The following is a 17,641-nucleotide window of genomic DNA, read 5'->3' on the forward strand; positions in this document are numbered from 1 at the left end:
TTCCGCGTCCGGCCGGGCTCCCCGGAACCCAGGGGAGCCACCGCCTCGGACCTCGGGGCACCCGGCTCCCGCGGCTCGGCTTCAACTCCGGTCACCCGGACCCGACTCCGAGCCGCTCGGCCGGCACCCGCGAACCGCTCAGCCCCAACTCTGCGAATACTGCCGTCGGTAGGCCTTGCGGTCCTGCTCGGTACGGATGAAGCGGGTCGCCACCAGCGCGATGACGCTTCCCCCGATGACGAGCAGGCCGGGGCCGACGTTCTGCGGGTCGGTGAGCTCGGAGACGAACGTCTGGGCCGCATCCGTACCGCCCACCGCCTCCACCGCACCCGGTGCCGCCGCACCCGGCGCTCCTCCCTGCGACGCCATGGCCGAAGCCGACGTGGAGGGCGCCAGGGACGGCTGGGCCGCACCCCCGGCGGAGCTCTGCGGAGGCTGGCCCGCGAGCGTCACTCCCAGTGCCGTCAGTGCCTTGGTGACGGGCTGGAAGAACGTCGTACCGCCGCTCTTGCAGTCCCCGTTGCCGCCCGAGGTCACCCCCAGGGCGATGCCCTCCGAGAACAACGGGCCGCCGCTGTCCCCCGGTTCGGCGCACACCGTGGTCTCGACCAGCCCGGTGACCGTGCCCTCGGGGTAGTTGACCGTCGCGTTGAGTGCGGTCACCTGGCCGTCGTGCAGCCCGCTGGTGCTGCCGCTGCGGAAGACCCGCTGGCCCACGGTCGGATCGGCGGCGCCGGTGATCCGTACACCGTTGCCGCCACCGATGGCTACGACGTTGGTGCCGGGCGACGTCTCCTGCCCGGCGTCGTACTGGATGAGGGAGAAGTCACTGCCGGGGAACGCCGTGGTGACCGTGCGCCCCACCTGCTGCCGGCCCGTGTTGTCGGAGAACCAGACCGATCCGGCGGGGCCGCAGTGCCCCGCCGTGAGGATGAACTCGCTCTGCCCGTTGGTCACGTTGAACCCCGACGAGCAGCGGCCGCCGGTCGAGAAGATCGCCTGTGCGCCGTTCACCCGCGTGGTGAACGTGCCCTGGGTCCGCTGCATCCGCACCGAGTCGCCGATTCCGTGGGCCAGTTTCGTCATGCTCGACCAGTCGGTGGCGGAGACCGTGCTGTCGGCCTGCACCACCACCTCGTTCTTCGTGTAGTCCACCGCCCAGGCCGTGCCCGGCACCCGGGGCGCCGAACTGAGCGTCTGCGCGGCGGACTTGAGGTCCTGCATGCTGTGCGTCACGACCTTCGGTCGAGCACCCGCCCGCTTCACAGCGTCCGCCGCGTCCGCGTCGGTGACCGCGACGACGGGACGCCCGTCGGCGGCTATCCAGTTGCCGGCGGTCCGCGAGGTGCCCAGCCGGGACACGAGCCCCGCACCCGTATTCGCAGCGGCCTGAGCCGAACTCGCCGTGGTGCGCGACGCGTCGGACGGTTCGCTCGCCATGGCGCGCGTCACCATGAACCCTCCGCAGAGCAGTCCGCCGACGGCCGCGAGGCGCGCCCCCCGTCGGACGATCCGTCGTCGTGCGTGCCTCATGCGTGGGCTCCCGAAGCCGTACGGAGCGGCGTCACCGCCGCCGCGGGCCCCGGTCGAGGGCCCTCCACTCATACGTGCGTCCGGGCCCGCGTGTTCACCGCCTCCCGGAGGTCTCGCACAGGTGGCCGGTTCGTGTCGTGAACCGGCCACCATGATGAGCGCGGGTGTGTGCTGAACACGCTCCGCGACCACGGCTTCGACGTCACCGCGTCGCCGAAGCCGCCGTACCCTGGCGGACGCCGACGCGGGGTGCCGGCGGCCCGGCCGTCAAGCCGACGTCGTGGCCGGGCACCGTCGGCATCCGCCACCATGACCGATCGGGCACGTCCTACGCGTCGGTGCGCGTCCGGGCGGTCACCTCGTCCCGGGTCAGATACACATCCGTACGCTCGAAGTCCCGCAGGGTTCCCTTTCGGCCCGCGAGGAAGCCGGTGCGGACGAAGTCGTCGCCCGCGACCGCGTTGAGCAGCCAGTTGGCACTCGTACGGAACCGGGCGGCCCCCGTGCGCAACGCGTACAGGTGGTATCCGCGGGCCACGACCTGGGCGGGCGCGCCCTTGAGGGCGATGCCGAGCGGTTTGGACACGGCGTCGTGGCCGCCGAGGTCGACGACCAGGCCGAGGTCCCGGTGCCGGTAGGGGAAGGTGGGCTCGCCCCGCAGCTTCGCCACCAGGACCTTGGCGGCGTGCCGGCCCTGCCGGGCAGCGTGCTGGGCGGTCGGCGGACAGGCGGAGCCGTCGTCCTTGGCCAGGTCGGGCACCGCCGCCGCGTCACCGAGCGCGAACACCCCGTCGAGCCCAGGCACCCTGAAGTCGGGCTCGGTGACGATCCGTCCGCGCACGGTCTCCGCGCCGAGCGAGTCGACCAGCGGGCTCGCCGCGACGCCCGCGGTCCACACCAGCGTCCGCGAGGGCAGCACCCGCCCGTCGGTGAGGGTGACCTCGTCCTTGGTCACGGACGCGACGGACGTACCCAGCGAGATCCGCACGCCGCGGTCGCTCAGCATCCGCAGCGCGCTCGCGCCCAGCTTGTCGCCCAGTTCGGGCAGCAGTTTCGGGGCCAGGTCGATCAGATGCCACTTGATGAGACCGGGGTCGATACGGGGGTGGTAGCGCTTGGCCGCCGCGGTGGTCAGGCGTTGCAGACAGGCCGCCGTCTCGGTGCCGGCGTAGCCGCCGCCGACCACCACGAACTGAAGCCGGGCCGCCTGCTCGTCGTCGTCCGACGTGGCCGCCGCCAGGTCGAGTTGGGCGATCACATGGTCGCGCAGATACACGGCCTGGGCGAGCGTCTTCATACCGCGCGCCTCGTCCGCCAGGCCGGGGATGTCGAAGGTGCGGGTCACGCTCCCGGGAGTGAGGAGCAGATAGTCGTAGCGCAGGTCGACGAGGTCTCCGGTGATCTTGCGGACGACGCAGACCTTGGCCCCGGGATCGACACCGATCACCCCGCCGGGGACCAGCGCGGTGCGGCGCAGGATCCGGCGCAGCGAGGGCGCCACGGACTGGGGGGTGACGACACCGGCGGCGACGTGCGGCAGCAGCGGGAGATACAACTGGTAGTCGGTGGGGCTGATCAGGGTGATCCGGCCCTCGCCGGGGGTGAGCGTCCGTTCGAGGCTCCGGGCGGCCTCGACTCCGGCGAAACCCGCGCCGACGATGACGATGTTCGGTCCTTGCATCCGAGCAGCCTCTTTCCACTGGTGCCAGCCGCGAGCCCCAGGCTCACACGGGTCACGGGCGTCTGCCACCGCACCGCGGGCAGCACGCGCCGCGTGAAGCACGATCTCTACCGATCAGTAACTAGGTCTTCCCCCTCCGTGCACGCGCCGCCGGGATCATGTCTGCCGCGGCGGCGGTCCCATGAGCGGGCACCGTCGTGTCGCGTGTGCGGACTCGACCGACAGACGCGGAACCGACCGACAGATCCGAACAGGGGACAGGCATGACAGGACTTGGTGTGGGGCGCCGGATGGGCGTGGTGTCGGCGGTCGTGGCGCTGGGAATGGCGGGGACGGTCACCGCGGCCGGGTCCGCGGCCGCGGCTCCGGCCCAGGCGGTGGCGAGCACGTCCGCGACGGCAGGCGTCGACTACGCCACCTGGCAGAGTGACGTCCAGGCCGTCATCGACCAGGCGGTGCCGTACGTGGAGCAGCGCACCGCGAACGCGGGCGGCCAGAAGCTCGCGGTCGTCTTCGACATCGACAACACCGCGCTGGAGACCGACTTCCACGCCTGGTACGAGCTGCCCACTCCGGCGGTCAAGGCGTCGCTGGCACTCGCCCGCTACGCGCACTCCCGCGGTGCAGCCGTCTTCTTCGTGACCGCACGTCCGGGCATCATCGCCAGTGAGACGAAGTGGAACCTGACGAACGCCGGCTACCCGGTCGACGGACTCTACGTGCGTGACCTGGCGGACCTCTTCGGCGAGGTCGGAGCCTACAAGACCGGCAAGCGTGAAGAGATCGAGTCCCGCGGCTACACGATCATCGCCAACGTCGGCAACAACACCACCGACCTGGTCGGCGGCCACGCCGAGCGGACGTTCAAGCTGCCTGACTACGACGGTCAGCTGTCCTGACCCGGACGGCTCGGGCGCCGTGGGGTCCGCGGACGGGTCCGCCTACACTGCGGCCATGGACGAGGCTGCGCTGGACGCGCTGGGATCGGGCAAGTACCTGCTGATCACCAGCTATCGCAAGAACGGTACGGGGGTGGCCACGCCGGTCTGGGTGGTGCCGGACGGTACGGCGCTCGGCGCCTGGACCGTCGCGGACAGCTGGAAGGTGAAGCGCATCCGCAACCGGGCCGACGTACTGGTCGGCCCGTGCGACGTGCGCGGCAGGCCGACAGGGGAGCCGGTCCCCGCCACGGCCGAGATCGTCGACGCGGCCCAGACCGCGCGGTACCGGAAGCTCATCGCCCGGAAATACGGGGTGATGGGCCGTCTCACCCTGTTCGGCAGCCGCCTGCGCCGTGGAGAGAGCGGTACGGTCGGCATCCGTATCACCCTCTCCTCCTGATGCCTTGTCACCACCGCACCGTCTCTCCTTGACGTCTCTCAGTGGCGTCGTGACGCCGTGAGTCCGCGGTCGTACGGAGGTCCCGGAAAATCCGGACCCCCGTACGGCCGCTTTCGGCTTTCCGGGGCGGGCCGCAGAGCCGGCCGCGCCGCGCGCAGGGCAGGCAGGCCCGGTTCATCGGGGTGCGGGTATCGGGCTGGTTCGTGAGTCGGCCGGATGTGTTCTGTGGGAAGCGTTGACTAGAAAGCGCTTACCGTTTACGTTCCCGTTCAGCAGCGTGACCCGTGTGTGACATCTCGTATACGAGACATCAGATCTCCGAGCCGCACCACCTGGGCAAGTCGCAGTCTCCAGCCCGCGTTTCGGTCCGTAGGTGTCACATCGCACGCCATGTGTGGTTCAGATACAGGAACGTCATTCGCGAACTTGATTCATGGTCAACTCCGAAGGGACACACCCGCATGCGTACTCGCCCCCCACTGAAGCGCTCCCGCCTCGCCCTGCTGACGGCCGGGGCCGCCACTCTGGCGGTCACCACGGCACTCGTCCTGCCGCAGTCGGCCGGAGCCGCCGAGACCGCGCCGGTCGGCTACGCCGCCGGGACCACCGGCGGCGGCAGCGCGACCGCCGTCACCGTCACGACGCTGGCCGCCTTCAAGACCGCCGTCACCGGCGACACGGCCAAGGTCGTGAAGGTCAGCGGGCTGATCTCGCTCAGCGGCCAGGTCGACGTCGGCTCCAACACCACCGTCCTGGGCGTCGGTTCGGCGTCCGGGTTCACCGGCGGCGGACTGCGTCTGAAGAAGGTCACCAACGTCGTCGTCCGCAACCTCAACATCAGCAAGCCGGTCGCGCCCGCCGACGGCATCACCGTCCAGGCCTCGACGAAGGTGTGGATCGACCACAACGCCTTCTCGTCCGACCGTGACCACGACAAGGACTACTACGACGGACTGGTCGACATCACCCACGCGTCCGACTACGTCACCGTCTCCTGGAACACCTTCAAGGACCACTACAAGGGCTCACTGGTCGGCCACAGCGACAGCAACGCCAGTGAGGACACCGGGCACTTGCGGGTGACGTATCACCACAACTGGTTCAACAACGTCAACTCCCGCATCCCCAGCCTGCGTTTCGGCACCGGGCACTTCTACGACAACTACGTCGTCGGCGCCGACACCGCCGTCCACTCCCGCATGGGCGCCCAGATGCTCGTCGAGAACAACGTCTTCCGGAGCACGGCGGTCGCCGTCACCACGAACCGAGACAGCGACGTGGACGGCTACGCCAACCTCACCGGCAACGATCTCGGCGGAGCCGCGACCGAGATCTCGCAGGTCGGCACCTTCACGAAGCCGCCCTACAGCTACACCGCCGAGCCGGCCTCGACCGTCGTCGCCTCGGTGACGTCCGGCGCGGGCACCGGAAAGCTCTGACGGCCCCCGCGTCGAGCGTCCCGCCCCGGCCACCTCTGCCGAACCACCCTCACCCGACCACCCCCACCTGGAAGAAGGCATCGGGACATGACGTCATCAGCACGACCGCGCGCCCGGCGGCGCGCCCTCACCGGCACCCTCGCCGCGCTCGGTCTCTCGGCCGCCATGGTGATGGCCGACGGCGCCCTGACACCGGCGAGCGCCGCCACCTGGCCCACCGCGAGCGGCAGCCAGGCCGTCTCCTCCACCATCTCGGTCTCCGGTACCAAGGACTACGGGATGAAGCGGCTCTACGGCACGGGCGACCTGGGCTCGGACAGCCAGGACGAGGATCAGGGGCCGATCCTGGAACTGGCCGCGGGAACCGTCCTGAAGAACGTCATCATCGGCGCGCCCGCCGCCGACGGCATTCACTGCCTGGGCAGTTGCACGCTGCAGAACGTCTGGTGGGAGGACGTCGGCGAGGACGCGGCGACGTTCCTCGGCTCCTCCTCGTCCAACGTCTACACCGTCAGCGGCGGTGGCGCGAAGGCGGCCAGCGACAAGGTGTTCCAGTTCAACGGTGCCGGAACGCTGAACGTGTCGAACTTCGCGGTACAGACCTTCGGCACGTTCGTCCGCTCGTGCGGCAACTGCAAGACGCAGTACAAGCGGACGATCAATCTCAACGCCATCGAGGCGACCTACAAGGGAAGCAAGCTCGTCGGCATCAACACCAACTACGGTGACAGCGCGACCCTCAGGTCCATCAAGATCGTCGGGGACGGCAGCAAGAAGATCGTCCCCTGCCAGAAGTACATCGGGAACAACACCGGGGCGGAGCCGACGACGAACGGCAGCGGCCCCGACAGCACCTACTGCAAGTACGCGACGTCCGACATCACCTACGGCTGACGGTCGTCGCCCGGCGGCTGAACGGACCGGTCCCGCACGCCGGTTCGTTCAGCCGCGCACGGCTGTCCGATCCCGGCCCGGGGGCCGTCCGGCGGGGGTGGGCGGACAGCGGCTCGCGGTGCGGACCGTCCGCCGGTACTCAGTGCCAGCCGCCGTAAGGGCCGTCGACGAGCTGGAACACCGGCTGTCGGCGTACCGGGTCCTGGGCGGTGGAGAGCTGGACCCGGTCGCCGCTGTGGATGGTGGCGGGCGAGCCCATGACCCGGCCCCGGACCGTGAAGCCCTCCGCCATCTCGATGAGCGAGACGTTGCGGGCCGCCGGGGTGTTGCGGTGGATCACCGTGGAGTGGCGCACGACGCCCGAGCCGGCGCTCGCCTCCGTCCGCAGGTCGCTGCCCGCGCACACCGGGCAGAGAAGGCGGCTGAACATGGCGGTGGCACACCAGTGGCACCGCTGGAAGAGCAGTACGTCCCCGGCGTGCTCCGCGGAACCGGGGTCGAGTACGTCCGTCACGGGGTCGATGCCCGGGTGAAGAGCGATTCCTGGGTGGTACACGATGCCATCTCCCTGCACTCAGCCGGAATCCGATGTGCGCGGAACGCCGTGCACGATCACAGGCTATGGCACTCAGTGCCACACGTAAAGGTACTGCGTACCGAAAAAATGGAACGGGGTGCGGGAGGCTCGGCTCCCGCTCGGCCCTGCCCGAGGGTCGACTCGATCTCCTGGATCACGCGCCACATCGGTGCCCCGCGCCGCGAGGCGACGATCACCATGTCCTCGGCCTCCTCGGCCTCCTTGTGTGCCGGTTCGACGGGCGAGGAGCCGAACGTGGTCTGTACGTACCCGAGCGCTCGGTCCACCGCCGCTTCCGCTTCCCCCGTTCCGTCCGAACGCAGCCAGGAGCGCAGGGCGTTGTTGTGTGCGTACCGAAGCGAGTTCGCGGCGTCCGCCGTGGCGGCCGCTCGGCCGACCGCCACGGAGTACGCGATTCCCTATGTGGCTGATTCGTGTTCACTCGTGAAGTGCTCGTGCATGGAGTGGAGTTGACACTCCGTGGGCGATGATCGAATATGTGGTCGAGCTGTGGCCCACATGACCAAGGGGTCCAGCGTTCTTCGACCACTCATCCCCGGGACGGCCCCAGGCTGCCGAGTGCTGCCCCGCCGCCGTCGACCGGGTCTCGCATCATCAGGATGGGATCCGCATGTCCAAAGCGAGACGTGTCACCCTTCGCTGCCTGCTGGGGACGGGCGCGGCGGCCTTCGCTCTCTGCGCGGTCACCACGACCGCTTCGGCGAGCGACCGGCCCGGCGGTGACGGCTGGGACAAGACCGGCAGCGGTTTCGCCCCCGGGCAGGGAGCGGGTACGGCCACCGCGACCGACCGCTGTCAGTTCTCCCTGGACGGCAAGAACTTCTACGACTCCGTCCGGGTCGACGACGAGAACCTGAAGCCGACCGACGACGGCAAGGTCCACATCAAGGTCCGCGCCGCGGACGGGGCCGGCAACTGCACCGCCTCACTGGCCGCGTACCGCACGCACGGCGACACCTTCAACACCTCCGGAGTCCAGGTCTTCCACGACTTCGACACCGTCTCGGTGAAGCCGGGGGCCACGGACTCCCTCGACATCTCGGTGCCCGACGCCGGCTGCTTCGCGCAGATCGACCTGTACCGCGGAGCCGTCAGGTTCGACGGCAAGCACGACGCCCAGGACGGCTTCGAGCACGGTGACCTGCCGGCGGGGCCGGACCACGCGGTCATCAAGGACAAGCTCATCATGGCGTGGAACGGCGGCAAGAAGGACTGCACCGCGCAGCCGACCACTCCCGGGACCCCGCCGGCCTCGACGCCGCCCGCGCAGACGCCGGGTACCCCCGCCTCGTCCTCGCCCGCGACTCCGTCGACCCCGGCGACGCCCTCGGCTCCCGAGACGTCCGCTGCCCCGTCCGCCCCCGAGTCGGCCACGCCGGCCGCCCCCTCGCCGAACGGCGGCGGGTCGACCCCGTCCGGCGGTCTCGCCGAGACCGGTGGCGGCAGCACCCTGCCGATCGCGGGTGCGGCTGTGACCGTCCTCGCGGCCGGTGCCGCCATCACCGTCGCCACCCGCCGTCGGCGCGCGGCGGGCGCTCGCTCCTGACGTACCGGGTCATCGCCCCCCCCGATGACCTGGTGGAGAGCCCCGGTAATCGCGTTCCGCGTGAGTGCCGGGGCTCTTCGCTGTTCCCGCCCGGGTTTCCATGGTGGAAGCGCCCGCCTCGGGGCCCAGCACGAGGGAGCGTTCGGCCGCGACGGTTCTCGACAGGGCGGTTGACGGCTCTCGACAGGCCGGTGACGCCTCTCGTCCCGGACGGTCAGCGGTCGTTGCAGTTCGCCGAGAAGATGTCGTCGCCCGCCATGTGCCCGTTCAGATGCGCCTGAAGAGCGACGCTCACCAGGGTCAGCAGGAGGTCGATGTCCGAGTCGACTTCGAGATGAATGGTCACCCAGCGGGAGCCGGGCACCATGCGGATGGCCGTGGAGGTCTTGAGGTGGTCCTCGAAGCGCCGGATCGCCCGGTCCGTGAGGTGCAGGTCGACATCGTGGTCCGAATGGAAGTGGACGATCTCGCATTGCGCCGCGCACAGTGCGCGGCCCGTGCCGCAGCTCGGCAGGGACTCCGCGAGGTCGGGCCAGTTGGCCAGTCGCGTCATGGCTCTGGAGGCCAAGGTCATGCGCCCATCATGACGAGCACATCTCCTGGCCACCAGGACTTGGGGGAGATGTAATCCCTCCGTAGTCTGGGAATGTCCGGTTTTCGCCTCGGATTTGAAGGCGCTCTTCATCTGGCTGTTCCCGGCCCGGGGCAAAGGAGAGCGGCCCCGGACTCCGTGGTCCGGGGCCGCTCCTGATGCCGGGAGCCGGCCTGGCGGCCGGTCCGGATCACGCCATCCAGAAGAAGACGGCGGTCATCCGTTTGTCCTCCATGGTGGTCCCGCAGTAGTCGGTGGCGCTGTGCATCAGGTTGGCGTTGTAGAGGAGCAGCCGGTTGTGGCGGTGCGGGACGCGGATGTCCTCGACGAAGGAGTCCGGCGGGACGAAGCGCGTACCGAGGGCCTCGACCAGGTTGTTGTGCGGTGCGACGACGACGTTGCCGCCCAGCCGGCCGCCCGGCAGACTCTGCCGGAAGAAGCTCGTTCCGCAGTTCTTGGGGACGTTCGGGTTCAGATAGAGCACCGCGGCGTAACGGCACAGGGCGCGGGAGTCCGTGTGGGGGCGGGGTTCCCCCTCGTCCTTGCCGACGACCTGGACGCAGTTGTGGTTGAGCGTGGCGCCCGACGGAGTCGACTGCTGCCACAGTTCCCGCGCGCCGGTGGCCTTCTTCACCAGTCGCTCTACGCGCGTCAATTCGTCCGGTTCCAGTCCCGGCATGGTCCGCAGACCCGGCCAGCTCTCCGAGGTGTACGGATGACCCTTGACCCAGTCGTCCTTGCCGAGGCACCGGGCCCGTACGGCGTCCGCGTCGGGCAGTACGTCGTCGAAGACCCAGTAGTCCCGGTCGCGGGTGGGTTTCCGATAGGGGAGGACCGGCAACGCCGGTGTTCTCGGAGGTTGTGGGGGCATGCGGCCGACCCTATAGACGGCTCCGTCAGTGATCTCCAGGGATTTGGTCAACCTTCCGCCAACTCGGCTTCATGGACCGCCCATGGCGAGGGCCTGCCGCGTCCGCCAGGACCCGTGCGCGATCTCCGGCCGTCAACATGACCTGAGATCGGCCGAGTTCGTCCCGTGAGCCCGAGTCCTGGCGGTGGCCGGCCGAGCCCGGCGCCGGTCATCGGGGTGGGGTGGCGCGCTGAACGTCCGGGCCCGCGCCCCCGTATCTCTGCACAGGGACGGCGGGAGACCGCGTGCACGGAAGGAGAGCAGTGTGTCGACACGGCCCGAACGCGGGAAGTCCACCGGGCGCTCAGTGATCGAACCCACTCACATCGAGCGCCGTCGGCGCTCCGAGTCCCTGGCGGAGCTGCTGCGGCAGGTGCGCGAGAAGGAGGGGATGACGGACGCGGACGAGGACTACGAGTCGATCGCCGCGCCCACGTCCGTCGTGCGGCTTCTGGCCGACCCCGAGGAGGGCGAGACCGAGGAACTGCCCCCGGTCCCCGACGGGGAGGACTACATGGCCGGAGTGCCGCGGACGGACGGAGCCGACGGACCCGCCGCCGAAAGCGGACGCCCGTCCGGAGGGAGACCCGCGGGCGTTCACGGCCTCGGGCGCGACGCGGGCCTGCGCCGCGCCGCGATCACGGTCGCGGTCGTCGCGGCGGCCCTGATCGGCTTCGCCTTCGCCCTCCTGGTGCCGGGCGCGAGCCGGGACGACGCGTCCCCGGCGGGAGCGGGAGTGAACCCGTCGACGGCTCCGGCCGTCCGGGCCCCGGCAGGGGCCACCGATCCGGACGGCGCCGGCACCCTCCGGGAGGGCGACAGCGGTCCCGAGGTGGCAGATCTTCAGCAACGGCTGCTCCGCATCCCGAACGTGTACGACCACGGCAGCACCAGCGGCACCTACGACGCCACGCTCGCCGCGGCCGTCGCCCGCTTCCAGCTCTGGTACGGAGTGCGGGGCGACGAGTCCGGCGTCTACGGCAACGACACCCGGGCCGACCTGGAATCCAGGACGGCGGCCCCCTGAGACGGCCGGGGCGGGCGGCGCGGTGACGGTCGCTCCCTCCGCCCCGGCCCCCACATCGCCTTCGGACACCGTGATGTTCGGCGCGCCGACACGTTCGCTCCCCCTCGCGCTCATCCGGCGCCCCGGCCTCCGCGCGAACCTGGCAGAGGACGTGGCGACCTTCGGAACGAGGGACCGATCTGCGGTGCATCTTCCTTACCAGCGGCGCCCGTTGCACGACCTCCCCGACGATCCGGCCGCCTACGACGCCGTCCTCCGCGCCGTCACCGAGGAGGCACTCGCCCGGCTCACCCCCGAGGGCAGCCTCGAACACCCCGCGGCCGGAAACGATATCGGCGACACCTCGCTCGGGATCACCTCCCTGCTGGCCCTCGCCTGGCAGCGCACGAAGGACCCCCGCCTGCCCGAAGCCGTCCGCCGCAGCCTCGCCTTCCACCTGAGCGAGCGGGTCCACACCGAGGACAACCCCGGCTACCCGAACCTGCGCCGCCGCAACTCCGGTGAACCGTATGCCCGTTACGTGCCGGACCCGGGCGCGCACCCGCTCGGCGACTGGCCCAGCACGGTGTGGGCACTCCTCCAGGCCGTGAACCTCCTGGACAGCGGGGACGGCATCCTCGCCACCGGACAGCACCGCGAACTGGTCGAGTTGGCCTACGGCTACTGGCGATGGCTGACGCAGGTGACCTTCTTCAACCCGCAGGAAGCCGGCAACCAGGCGATCGGCTGTGTCGTCGGCGGCCTGATGCTCGCGCGGCAACTCCCTTCTCCGGACGCCGCGTCGGTCCGCGCGTGTGCCATGCGGCTGTATCTGGACCGGATCCGCGCCCGTCGCGTGCGCGACCGGGGCGCCCTGCTGCCACCCGAGCACGGCGGCGCGTACGACAACAACTACGGACCCATCTCCCTGTCCTTTCTCGCCCAGGCCCACCGGATCAGCGGCGAGGACGCCTTCGCCGAGGACGGCGAGGCGCTCGCCCGTTACCTCGACGCGCGCCTGACCACCGGCGGGTTCGACGTGGGTGGCCCCCGGTACAGCGAGCAGCACTGCGGCTTCGAGGCCGTCCTCGGACTGCGCTACTTCGGCCGGCGCGTCGGCGCCGACCTCGGCCGCTACCGCGGCGACACCCGCTGGGGCCGGCACGCGGTCCACCACGAAGGCGGCGTCGACGGCCACTTCGCGTTCATGCTGGTCTGGCAGATCCAGGACGGCACACGCTGGCACCGCCTCCCCCCGACGGACCCGGTACGGCACCAACTCCGGTCGGGCTCCGTCTCGGTGGCCTTCGACGACCGGATGACACCCTCCCTCGTCGAGGCCGCCGGCACGTACTTCCTGCCCGCCGTGGTGAACCGGCAGCACGGCTTCGGTCCGGTGCTGGACGGATTCCTGTACTGCCGCCCGCTGGGCGAGGTCCGCGTGCGGGACCTGCGCACCGGCCCGCTGACCGGCAAGCTGGTCACCAAGCCGGTCGTCGGCCGCGACCAAGTCCTGCGCCACGTCCGGTCGCTGTACGTCACCGACGGCACCCGCCTGTGGCTGACGGTCGCCGTGGAACGCCTCCCGGGCAGCCCCTATCTGCTCGCCGGGCTGCCGTACGCCGCGGACGACGGCGAGCGGGTGCGCAGAACCGCCGAGGCGGACGTGACGTCCGCCGGCGCCCTGCGCCTGACGCACCCCCGGGCCGAGGGGGGCGCCCACTTCGACGCCCGGTCGGAGACCACCCAGGAACAGGCGGCCTTCGCGCTCGCCGCCGACCCGCGCGTCTACGGCGACCCGGACGAGGGCTGGCGCCACCTCGTCTCCTCCACGGCCCTCGAAGCGGATCCCGCGCCCGGCGCCCCGGACGGCCTGCACGTCTTCGCCGTCCGGTACGGGCCCGGAGGCCCCCATGCCCCCACATTCGCCGGAACGTCGGCCGAACTGACCGTCCGCACCGAGGCGTTCACCGCGCGGATCGGCGATCCCGCGGGCGATGCCCACGGGGAACCCGAACTGGAGATCCGGCGTCGCTGCCTGACTGCCTGACTGCCTGACTGCCTGACTGCCTGACTGCCTGACTGCCTGACTGCCGGGTGCCCGCCGCCTTGGCGACCCCTTCTCCGGCGACCGGTTCCGGCGACCTCTTGTCAGGTCACCGGTTCTCCGGAGGCCCCCGTCCCGACGACCGCCGTCCCGACGACCAGGTCGGCGCGGTCGCGGGTCGCGGCGACCAGTTCGGCGTTGCGCTGATCCGTTCCGAGCACCCACGCCACCGCCGAGTCGTGATCCTTCCCGAACTTCTCGTGGCGGGCGACCAGCCGCCGGACGCGGTCGTCCTCGTCGAGCTCGCAGAACCACACCTCGTCGAGCTGCGCGCGGGCCCGCGCCCAGGCGTCCTCGCGCAGCAGCAGATAGTTCCCCTCGGTCACGATCAGACGGGCGGCCCGGGGCACCGGAAGCGCTCCCGCCAGGGGCTGTTCGAGGACCCGCTCGAAGCCGGGCGCGTAGACGAGCTCCTCCTCGTCCTCGCGCAGTCTGCGCAGCAGCGCCGCGTACCCCGCCGCGTCGAACGTGTCCGGAGCCCCCTTCCGGTCACGGCGCCCCAGCCGGTCCAGCTCGGCATCCGCGAGGTGGAACCCGTCCATCGGCACGTGTGCGACGCGAAATGCCCCGTCCTCGTCGAGCCGCCGGACCAGTCGCTCGGCGAGCGTCGTCTTGCCCGCCCCGGGGCTGCCGGCGATACCGAGGAGGGCGCGCCGGCCGGGACGTACGAGCGCGGCGGCCCGCTCCACCAGGTCGTCGAAGACCGGACCCGCATCGGTCATACGAGCCCGGACCGGGGCACGAGGGCAGCGATTTCCATGCCCCCAGTATCGACGACGCGGGGCACAGGGGAAGTCCCGTGCCCCAGGCGGCGAGCGCCGCGCGGCTGAACCCGTCGCCCGGTGTTGTGGCGCGCGCCACCCGCTGGAGACGGTTCCGGGGGGAAGACTGCTCCTATGACTGAGCTCGGCCTGCCGAAACAGATCCTGGCCTGCCTCTTCGACCTCGACGGGGTCATCACCAAGACCGCCGTGGTCCACGCGGCCGCCTGGAAGCGGACGTTCGACGACTTCCTGCGCGGACGCGACGGCGACGGATTCCGCCCCTTCGACGACGCCGACGACTACGCCGCGTACGTCGACGGACTGCCCCGCGCCGACGGCGTCCGCACCTTCCTCGCCTCGCGCGGCATCGAACTCCCCGAAGGAACACCCGACGACCCACCGGACCGCGCGACCGTCCACGGCCTGGGCAACCGCAAGAACGCGCTGCTCCTCGAAATGATCCGCACGGACGGAGTCGAGGCCTACGAGAGCACCCTGCGCTACATCGAGGCCGTCCGGGCGCACGGCCTGCGGACCGCCGTCGTCTCCTCCAGCGCCAACTGCCGGGACGTCCTGCGCTCGGTGGGAGCGGAGTCCCTCTTCGACGTACGCATCGACGGTGTCGTCGCCCGGGAACGGCGGCTGCCGGGCAAGCCGCGCCCCGACACCTTCCTGGCCGCGGCCGAGGACCTAGGGGTCGAGCCTTCCGAGGCGGCCGTCTTCGAGGACGCGCTCGCCGGCATGGACGCGGGCCGCTCGGGCCACTTCGGGTACGTCGTCGGGGTGGACCGCGTCGGCCAGGGCGCCGCCCTGCGCGCCCACGGCGCCGACATCGTCGTACGCGATCTGGCCGAACTGGGGGACCTCGCGTGATAACCCATTCGTCGTACGGAGTCGAACCCTGGGCCCTGCGGGAGAGCGAACTGCACCTCGGGCTGCTGCCGCAGAGCGAGTCCGTGTTCGCCCTCGCCAACGGCCATGTCGGCTGGCGCGGCAACCTCGACGAGGGCGAACCCCACGGCCTGCCCGGCTCGTACCTGGGCGGCGTCCACGAAGTCCATCCGCTGCCCTACGCGGAGGCGGGCTACGGCTATCCGGAGTCCGGGCAGACGGTCATCAACGTCACCAACGGCAAAATCGTCCGGCTGCTCGTGGACGACGAACCGTTCGACCTGCGCTACGGACGACTGCGATCCCACGAGCGCGTCCTCGACCTGCGCACCGGCCTGCTCACCCGCACCTGCGAGTGGACCTCACCGGCCGGCTCCACGGTCCGGGTGCGCTCCACCCGGCTCGTCTCGTTCACCCAGCGGGCGATCGCGGCCGTCGCCTACGAGGTGGAGCCCGTGGACAGCCGGACCCGGGTCGTCGTCCAGTCGGAGCTGGTCGCCAACGAGCAACTGCCCGGCCGCACGGGTGATCCGCGGGCGGCGATCGCCCTGGACGCGCCGCTGGAGGCGGAGGAGCACTTCGCGGCAGGGCGCCGGCTGCGGCTCGTGCACCGGACCCGGCACAGCGCCCTGCGGGTGGCCGCCGCCGCCGACCACGCGGTCAGCGGGCCCGACCGGACCACCATGACCAGCGAGAGCAGCGACGACGTCGCCCGCCTCACGGTGACCTCCGTACTGGAGCCGGGCCAGACACTGCGCCTTGAGAAGATCGTCTCCTACGGCTGGTCGGGCAACCGTTCCCTGCCCGCTCTGAGCGACCAGGTCGACGCGGCGCTCGCCGCCGCCCGGCACGGCGGCTGGCAGCAGCTCGTCGACGAACAACGCGCCTTTCTCGACGACTTCTGGGTCCGCGCCGACGTCGAGGTGGGCGGCGACGAAGCGATCCAGCAGGCGGTCCGCTTCGCGCTCTTCCACGTCCTCCAGGCCGGTGCCCGCGCCGAACAGCGCGCCATCCCCGCCAAGGGCCTGACCGGCTCCGGATACGACGGCCATGCCTTCTGGGACACCGAGACCTTCGTCCTGCCGCTGCTCACCTACACCTCGCCCGGTGCCGTGGCCGAGGCGCTGCGCTGGCGCCAGAACACCCTGCCGGCCGCACGGGACCGGGCGGCCCAACTCGGCCTGCGGGGAGCCGCGTTCCCCTGGCGGACCATAGCCGGGTCGGAGGGCTCGGCGTACTGGCCGGCCGGCACCGCCGCGTTCCACGTGAACGCCGACATCGCCGACGCCGTCATCCGCTACACCGCCGCCACCGGCGACACGCGCTTCGAACGCGACACCGGCGTCGAACTGCTGACCGAGACGGCACGGCTGTGGCGCTCCCTGGGACACCACGACCACCAGGGAAGGTTCCACATCGACGGGGTGACGGGACCCGACGAGTACAGCGCCGTCGCCGACGACAACACCTACACCAACCTGATGGCCCGCGCGAACCTCCTGGCCGCCGCGGACGCCGTCGAGCGGCATCCCCGGCGGGCGGGAGAACTCGGCGTCGACGAGGAGGAGAGCGCGGCCTGGCGCGACGCCGCCGACGCCATGCACATCCCTTACAACCACGAACTCGGCGTCCACGAGCAGAACGCCGGGTTCACCCGCTATCAGCGCTGGGACTTCACCACCACCCGCGCCGACCAGTACCCGCTGATGCTGCACTTCCCCTACTTCGACATCTACCGCAAACAGGTCGTCAAGCAGGCCGACCTGGTGCTCGCCATGTACAAGTGCAGCCCCTTCTTCGACGACGAGCACAAGGCCCGCAACTTCGCCTACTACGAGCCCCTGACCGTCCGGGACTCCTCGCTGTCGGCCTGCTGCCAGGCCGTGATCGCCGCCGAGACCGGTCATCCGGGCCTCGCCTACGACTACCTGGTCGAGGCCGCGCTGATGGATCTGGAGGACCTGGAGCACAACACCCGCGACGGCCTGCACATCGCCTCGCTCGCCGGGACCTGGATGGCCCTGGTCGCGGGCTTCGGCGGGCTGCGGCACCACGGAGGGAACCTGGAGTTCGCGCCCCGGCTGCCGGAACGGTTCAGCCGGCTCGCCTTCTCCCTGGAGGTCCTCGGCCGTCGGCTGCGTGTGGAGATCGAGCAGGACGTCGCCACGTACACGCTCGCGAACGGCGGTCCTCTGGAGATCCGCCACTACCGCGAACCCTTCACCGTCGACGCCGACAAGCCGCACAGCCTGCCCATTCCGGCGCCGAGGCTGCGCCCCGCCCCGGACCAGCCGCCGCACCGGCGGCCGAACACTCAAGGGTGAGGCACTGCATCGGGG

The 17,641-nt window shown here is 70.9% G+C and carries 16 protein-coding genes; 9 read left to right on the plus strand and 7 right to left on the minus strand.

Going from position 1 to position 17,641, the window contains the following annotated elements:
- Nucleotides 1-138: 138 nt before the first annotated feature.
- Both ACFYW8_RS00915 and ACFYW8_RS00920 read right to left on the minus strand, forming a co-directional pair.
- The gene (locus ACFYW8_RS00915; RefSeq protein ID WP_365872147.1) at nucleotides 139-1,533 is read right to left on the minus strand and encodes a S1 family peptidase; all 1,395 of its coding nucleotides are present in this window, start codon (nucleotides 1,531-1,533) and stop codon (nucleotides 139-141) included.
- 328 nt (nucleotides 1,534-1,861) lie between these two features.
- A complete protein-coding gene (locus ACFYW8_RS00920; protein ID WP_389065338.1) occupies nucleotides 1,862-3,214 on the minus strand; it encodes an NAD(P)/FAD-dependent oxidoreductase in 1,353 nt (450 codons plus the stop codon).
- A gap of 263 nt (nucleotides 3,215-3,477) precedes the next feature.
- Between ACFYW8_RS00920 and ACFYW8_RS00925 the strand changes: the two genes are divergently transcribed.
- The 4 genes from ACFYW8_RS00925 to ACFYW8_RS00940 all read left to right on the plus strand — a co-directional run bounded on the left by ACFYW8_RS00925 (nucleotide 3,478) and on the right by ACFYW8_RS00940 (nucleotide 6,888).
- On the plus strand, nucleotides 3,478-4,113 hold the full coding sequence (locus ACFYW8_RS00925; protein ID WP_389065343.1) for an HAD family acid phosphatase: 636 nt from the start codon (nucleotides 3,478-3,480) through the stop codon (nucleotides 4,111-4,113).
- A gap of 55 nt (nucleotides 4,114-4,168) precedes the next feature.
- Nucleotides 4,169-4,555 carry a PPOX class F420-dependent oxidoreductase gene (locus ACFYW8_RS00930; protein WP_365872153.1) on the plus strand — a complete coding sequence of 129 codons (387 nt, stop codon included), beginning with the start codon at nucleotides 4,169-4,171 and terminating at the stop codon, nucleotides 4,553-4,555.
- 461 nt (nucleotides 4,556-5,016) lie between these two features.
- Nucleotides 5,017-5,994, plus strand: a complete 978-nt coding sequence (locus ACFYW8_RS00935) for a polysaccharide lyase family 1 protein (protein WP_365872155.1) — start codon at nucleotides 5,017-5,019, stop codon at nucleotides 5,992-5,994.
- A gap of 87 nt (nucleotides 5,995-6,081) precedes the next feature.
- Nucleotides 6,082-6,888 (plus strand): pectate lyase, encoded by an 807-nt coding sequence (locus ACFYW8_RS00940; protein ID WP_389065351.1) that lies wholly within the window; start codon nucleotides 6,082-6,084, stop codon nucleotides 6,886-6,888.
- A gap of 139 nt (nucleotides 6,889-7,027) precedes the next feature.
- Here the strand turns inward: ACFYW8_RS00940 and ACFYW8_RS00945 are convergent, their stop codons facing one another.
- Nucleotides 7,028-7,411, minus strand: coding sequence for a Zn-ribbon domain-containing OB-fold protein (locus ACFYW8_RS00945; RefSeq protein ID WP_389066562.1), 384 nt, complete (start codon nucleotides 7,409-7,411; stop codon nucleotides 7,028-7,030).
- 89 nt (nucleotides 7,412-7,500) lie between these two features.
- Nucleotides 7,501-7,869, minus strand: a complete 369-nt coding sequence (locus tag ACFYW8_RS00950; RefSeq protein WP_389065356.1) for a hypothetical protein — start codon at nucleotides 7,867-7,869, stop codon at nucleotides 7,501-7,503.
- A gap of 227 nt (nucleotides 7,870-8,096) precedes the next feature.
- Here ACFYW8_RS00950 and ACFYW8_RS00955 point away from each other — a divergent pair, with 227 nt between their 5' ends.
- Nucleotides 8,097-9,032 carry a hypothetical protein gene (locus ACFYW8_RS00955; RefSeq protein ID WP_389065360.1) on the plus strand — a complete coding sequence of 312 codons (936 nt, stop codon included), beginning with the start codon at nucleotides 8,097-8,099 and terminating at the stop codon, nucleotides 9,030-9,032.
- 214 nt (nucleotides 9,033-9,246) lie between these two features.
- On the opposite strand, the gene ACFYW8_RS00960 is transcribed toward ACFYW8_RS00955, so the two are convergent.
- Both ACFYW8_RS00960 and ACFYW8_RS00965 read right to left on the minus strand, forming a co-directional pair.
- Nucleotides 9,247-9,606, minus strand: coding sequence for a luciferase family protein (locus tag ACFYW8_RS00960; protein ID WP_261706314.1), 360 nt, complete (start codon nucleotides 9,604-9,606; stop codon nucleotides 9,247-9,249).
- A 208-nt stretch (nucleotides 9,607-9,814) separates the two neighbouring features.
- Nucleotides 9,815-10,495 carry a DUF6445 family protein gene (locus tag ACFYW8_RS00965; protein ID WP_389065366.1) on the minus strand — a complete coding sequence of 227 codons (681 nt, stop codon included), beginning with the start codon at nucleotides 10,493-10,495 and terminating at the stop codon, nucleotides 9,815-9,817.
- A 304-nt stretch (nucleotides 10,496-10,799) separates the two neighbouring features.
- Here ACFYW8_RS00965 and ACFYW8_RS00970 point away from each other — a divergent pair, with 304 nt between their 5' ends.
- Nucleotides 10,800-11,561 carry a peptidoglycan-binding protein gene (locus tag ACFYW8_RS00970; RefSeq protein ID WP_389065370.1) on the plus strand — a complete coding sequence of 254 codons (762 nt, stop codon included), beginning with the start codon at nucleotides 10,800-10,802 and terminating at the stop codon, nucleotides 11,559-11,561.
- Nucleotides 11,562-11,745: 184 nt separating this feature from the next.
- A complete protein-coding gene (locus ACFYW8_RS00975) occupies nucleotides 11,746-13,590 on the plus strand; it encodes a hypothetical protein (RefSeq protein ID WP_389065374.1) in 1,845 nt (614 codons plus the stop codon).
- Nucleotides 13,591-13,691: 101 nt separating this feature from the next.
- Here the strand turns inward: ACFYW8_RS00975 and ACFYW8_RS00980 are convergent, their stop codons facing one another.
- The gene (locus ACFYW8_RS00980; RefSeq protein WP_389065378.1) at nucleotides 13,692-14,369 is read right to left on the minus strand and encodes a nucleoside/nucleotide kinase family protein; all 678 of its coding nucleotides are present in this window, start codon (nucleotides 14,367-14,369) and stop codon (nucleotides 13,692-13,694) included.
- A gap of 174 nt (nucleotides 14,370-14,543) precedes the next feature.
- On the opposite strand from ACFYW8_RS00980, the gene ACFYW8_RS00985 reads away from it, so the two are divergent.
- Nucleotides 14,544-15,284 (plus strand): beta-phosphoglucomutase family hydrolase, encoded by a 741-nt coding sequence (locus ACFYW8_RS00985; RefSeq protein ID WP_389065383.1) that lies wholly within the window; start codon nucleotides 14,544-14,546, stop codon nucleotides 15,282-15,284.
- A complete protein-coding gene (locus tag ACFYW8_RS00990) occupies nucleotides 15,281-17,626 on the plus strand; it encodes a glycoside hydrolase family 65 protein (RefSeq protein ID WP_389065387.1) in 2,346 nt (781 codons plus the stop codon). The genes ACFYW8_RS00985 and ACFYW8_RS00990 overlap by 4 nt, the downstream gene beginning before the upstream one ends.
- The last annotated feature ends 15 nt before the right edge of the window (nucleotides 17,627-17,641 follow it).

Origin of the sequence: Streptomyces sp. NPDC002742 (assembly GCF_042888885.1) — a bacterium.
Classification (GTDB): domain Bacteria; phylum Actinomycetota; class Actinomycetes; order Streptomycetales; family Streptomycetaceae; genus Streptomyces.

Bases quoted from the DNA above. Each gene is read 5' to 3' on its own strand.
- ACFYW8_RS00915 (WP_365872147.1), bottom strand. From the start codon at position 1,533: ATGAGGCACGCACGACGACGGATCGTCCGACGGGGGGCGCGCCTCGCG.
- ACFYW8_RS00920 (WP_389065338.1), bottom strand. From the start codon at position 3,214: ATGCAAGGACCGAACATCGTCATCGTCGGCGCGGGTTTCGCCGGAGTC.
- ACFYW8_RS00925 (WP_389065343.1), top strand. From the start codon at position 3,478: ATGACAGGACTTGGTGTGGGGCGCCGGATGGGCGTGGTGTCGGCGGTC.
- ACFYW8_RS00930 (WP_365872153.1), top strand. From the start codon at position 4,169: ATGGACGAGGCTGCGCTGGACGCGCTGGGATCGGGCAAGTACCTGCTG.
- ACFYW8_RS00935 (WP_365872155.1), top strand. From the start codon at position 5,017: ATGCGTACTCGCCCCCCACTGAAGCGCTCCCGCCTCGCCCTGCTGACG.
- ACFYW8_RS00940 (WP_389065351.1), top strand. From the start codon at position 6,082: ATGACGTCATCAGCACGACCGCGCGCCCGGCGGCGCGCCCTCACCGGC.
- ACFYW8_RS00955 (WP_389065360.1), top strand. From the start codon at position 8,097: ATGTCCAAAGCGAGACGTGTCACCCTTCGCTGCCTGCTGGGGACGGGC.
- ACFYW8_RS00960 (WP_261706314.1), bottom strand. From the start codon at position 9,606: ATGACCTTGGCCTCCAGAGCCATGACGCGACTGGCCAACTGGCCCGAC.
- ACFYW8_RS00965 (WP_389065366.1), bottom strand. From the start codon at position 10,495: ATGCCCCCACAACCTCCGAGAACACCGGCGTTGCCGGTCCTCCCCTAT.
- ACFYW8_RS00980 (WP_389065378.1), bottom strand. From the start codon at position 14,369: ATGACCGATGCGGGTCCGGTCTTCGACGACCTGGTGGAGCGGGCCGCC.
- ACFYW8_RS00985 (WP_389065383.1), top strand. From the start codon at position 14,544: ATGACTGAGCTCGGCCTGCCGAAACAGATCCTGGCCTGCCTCTTCGAC.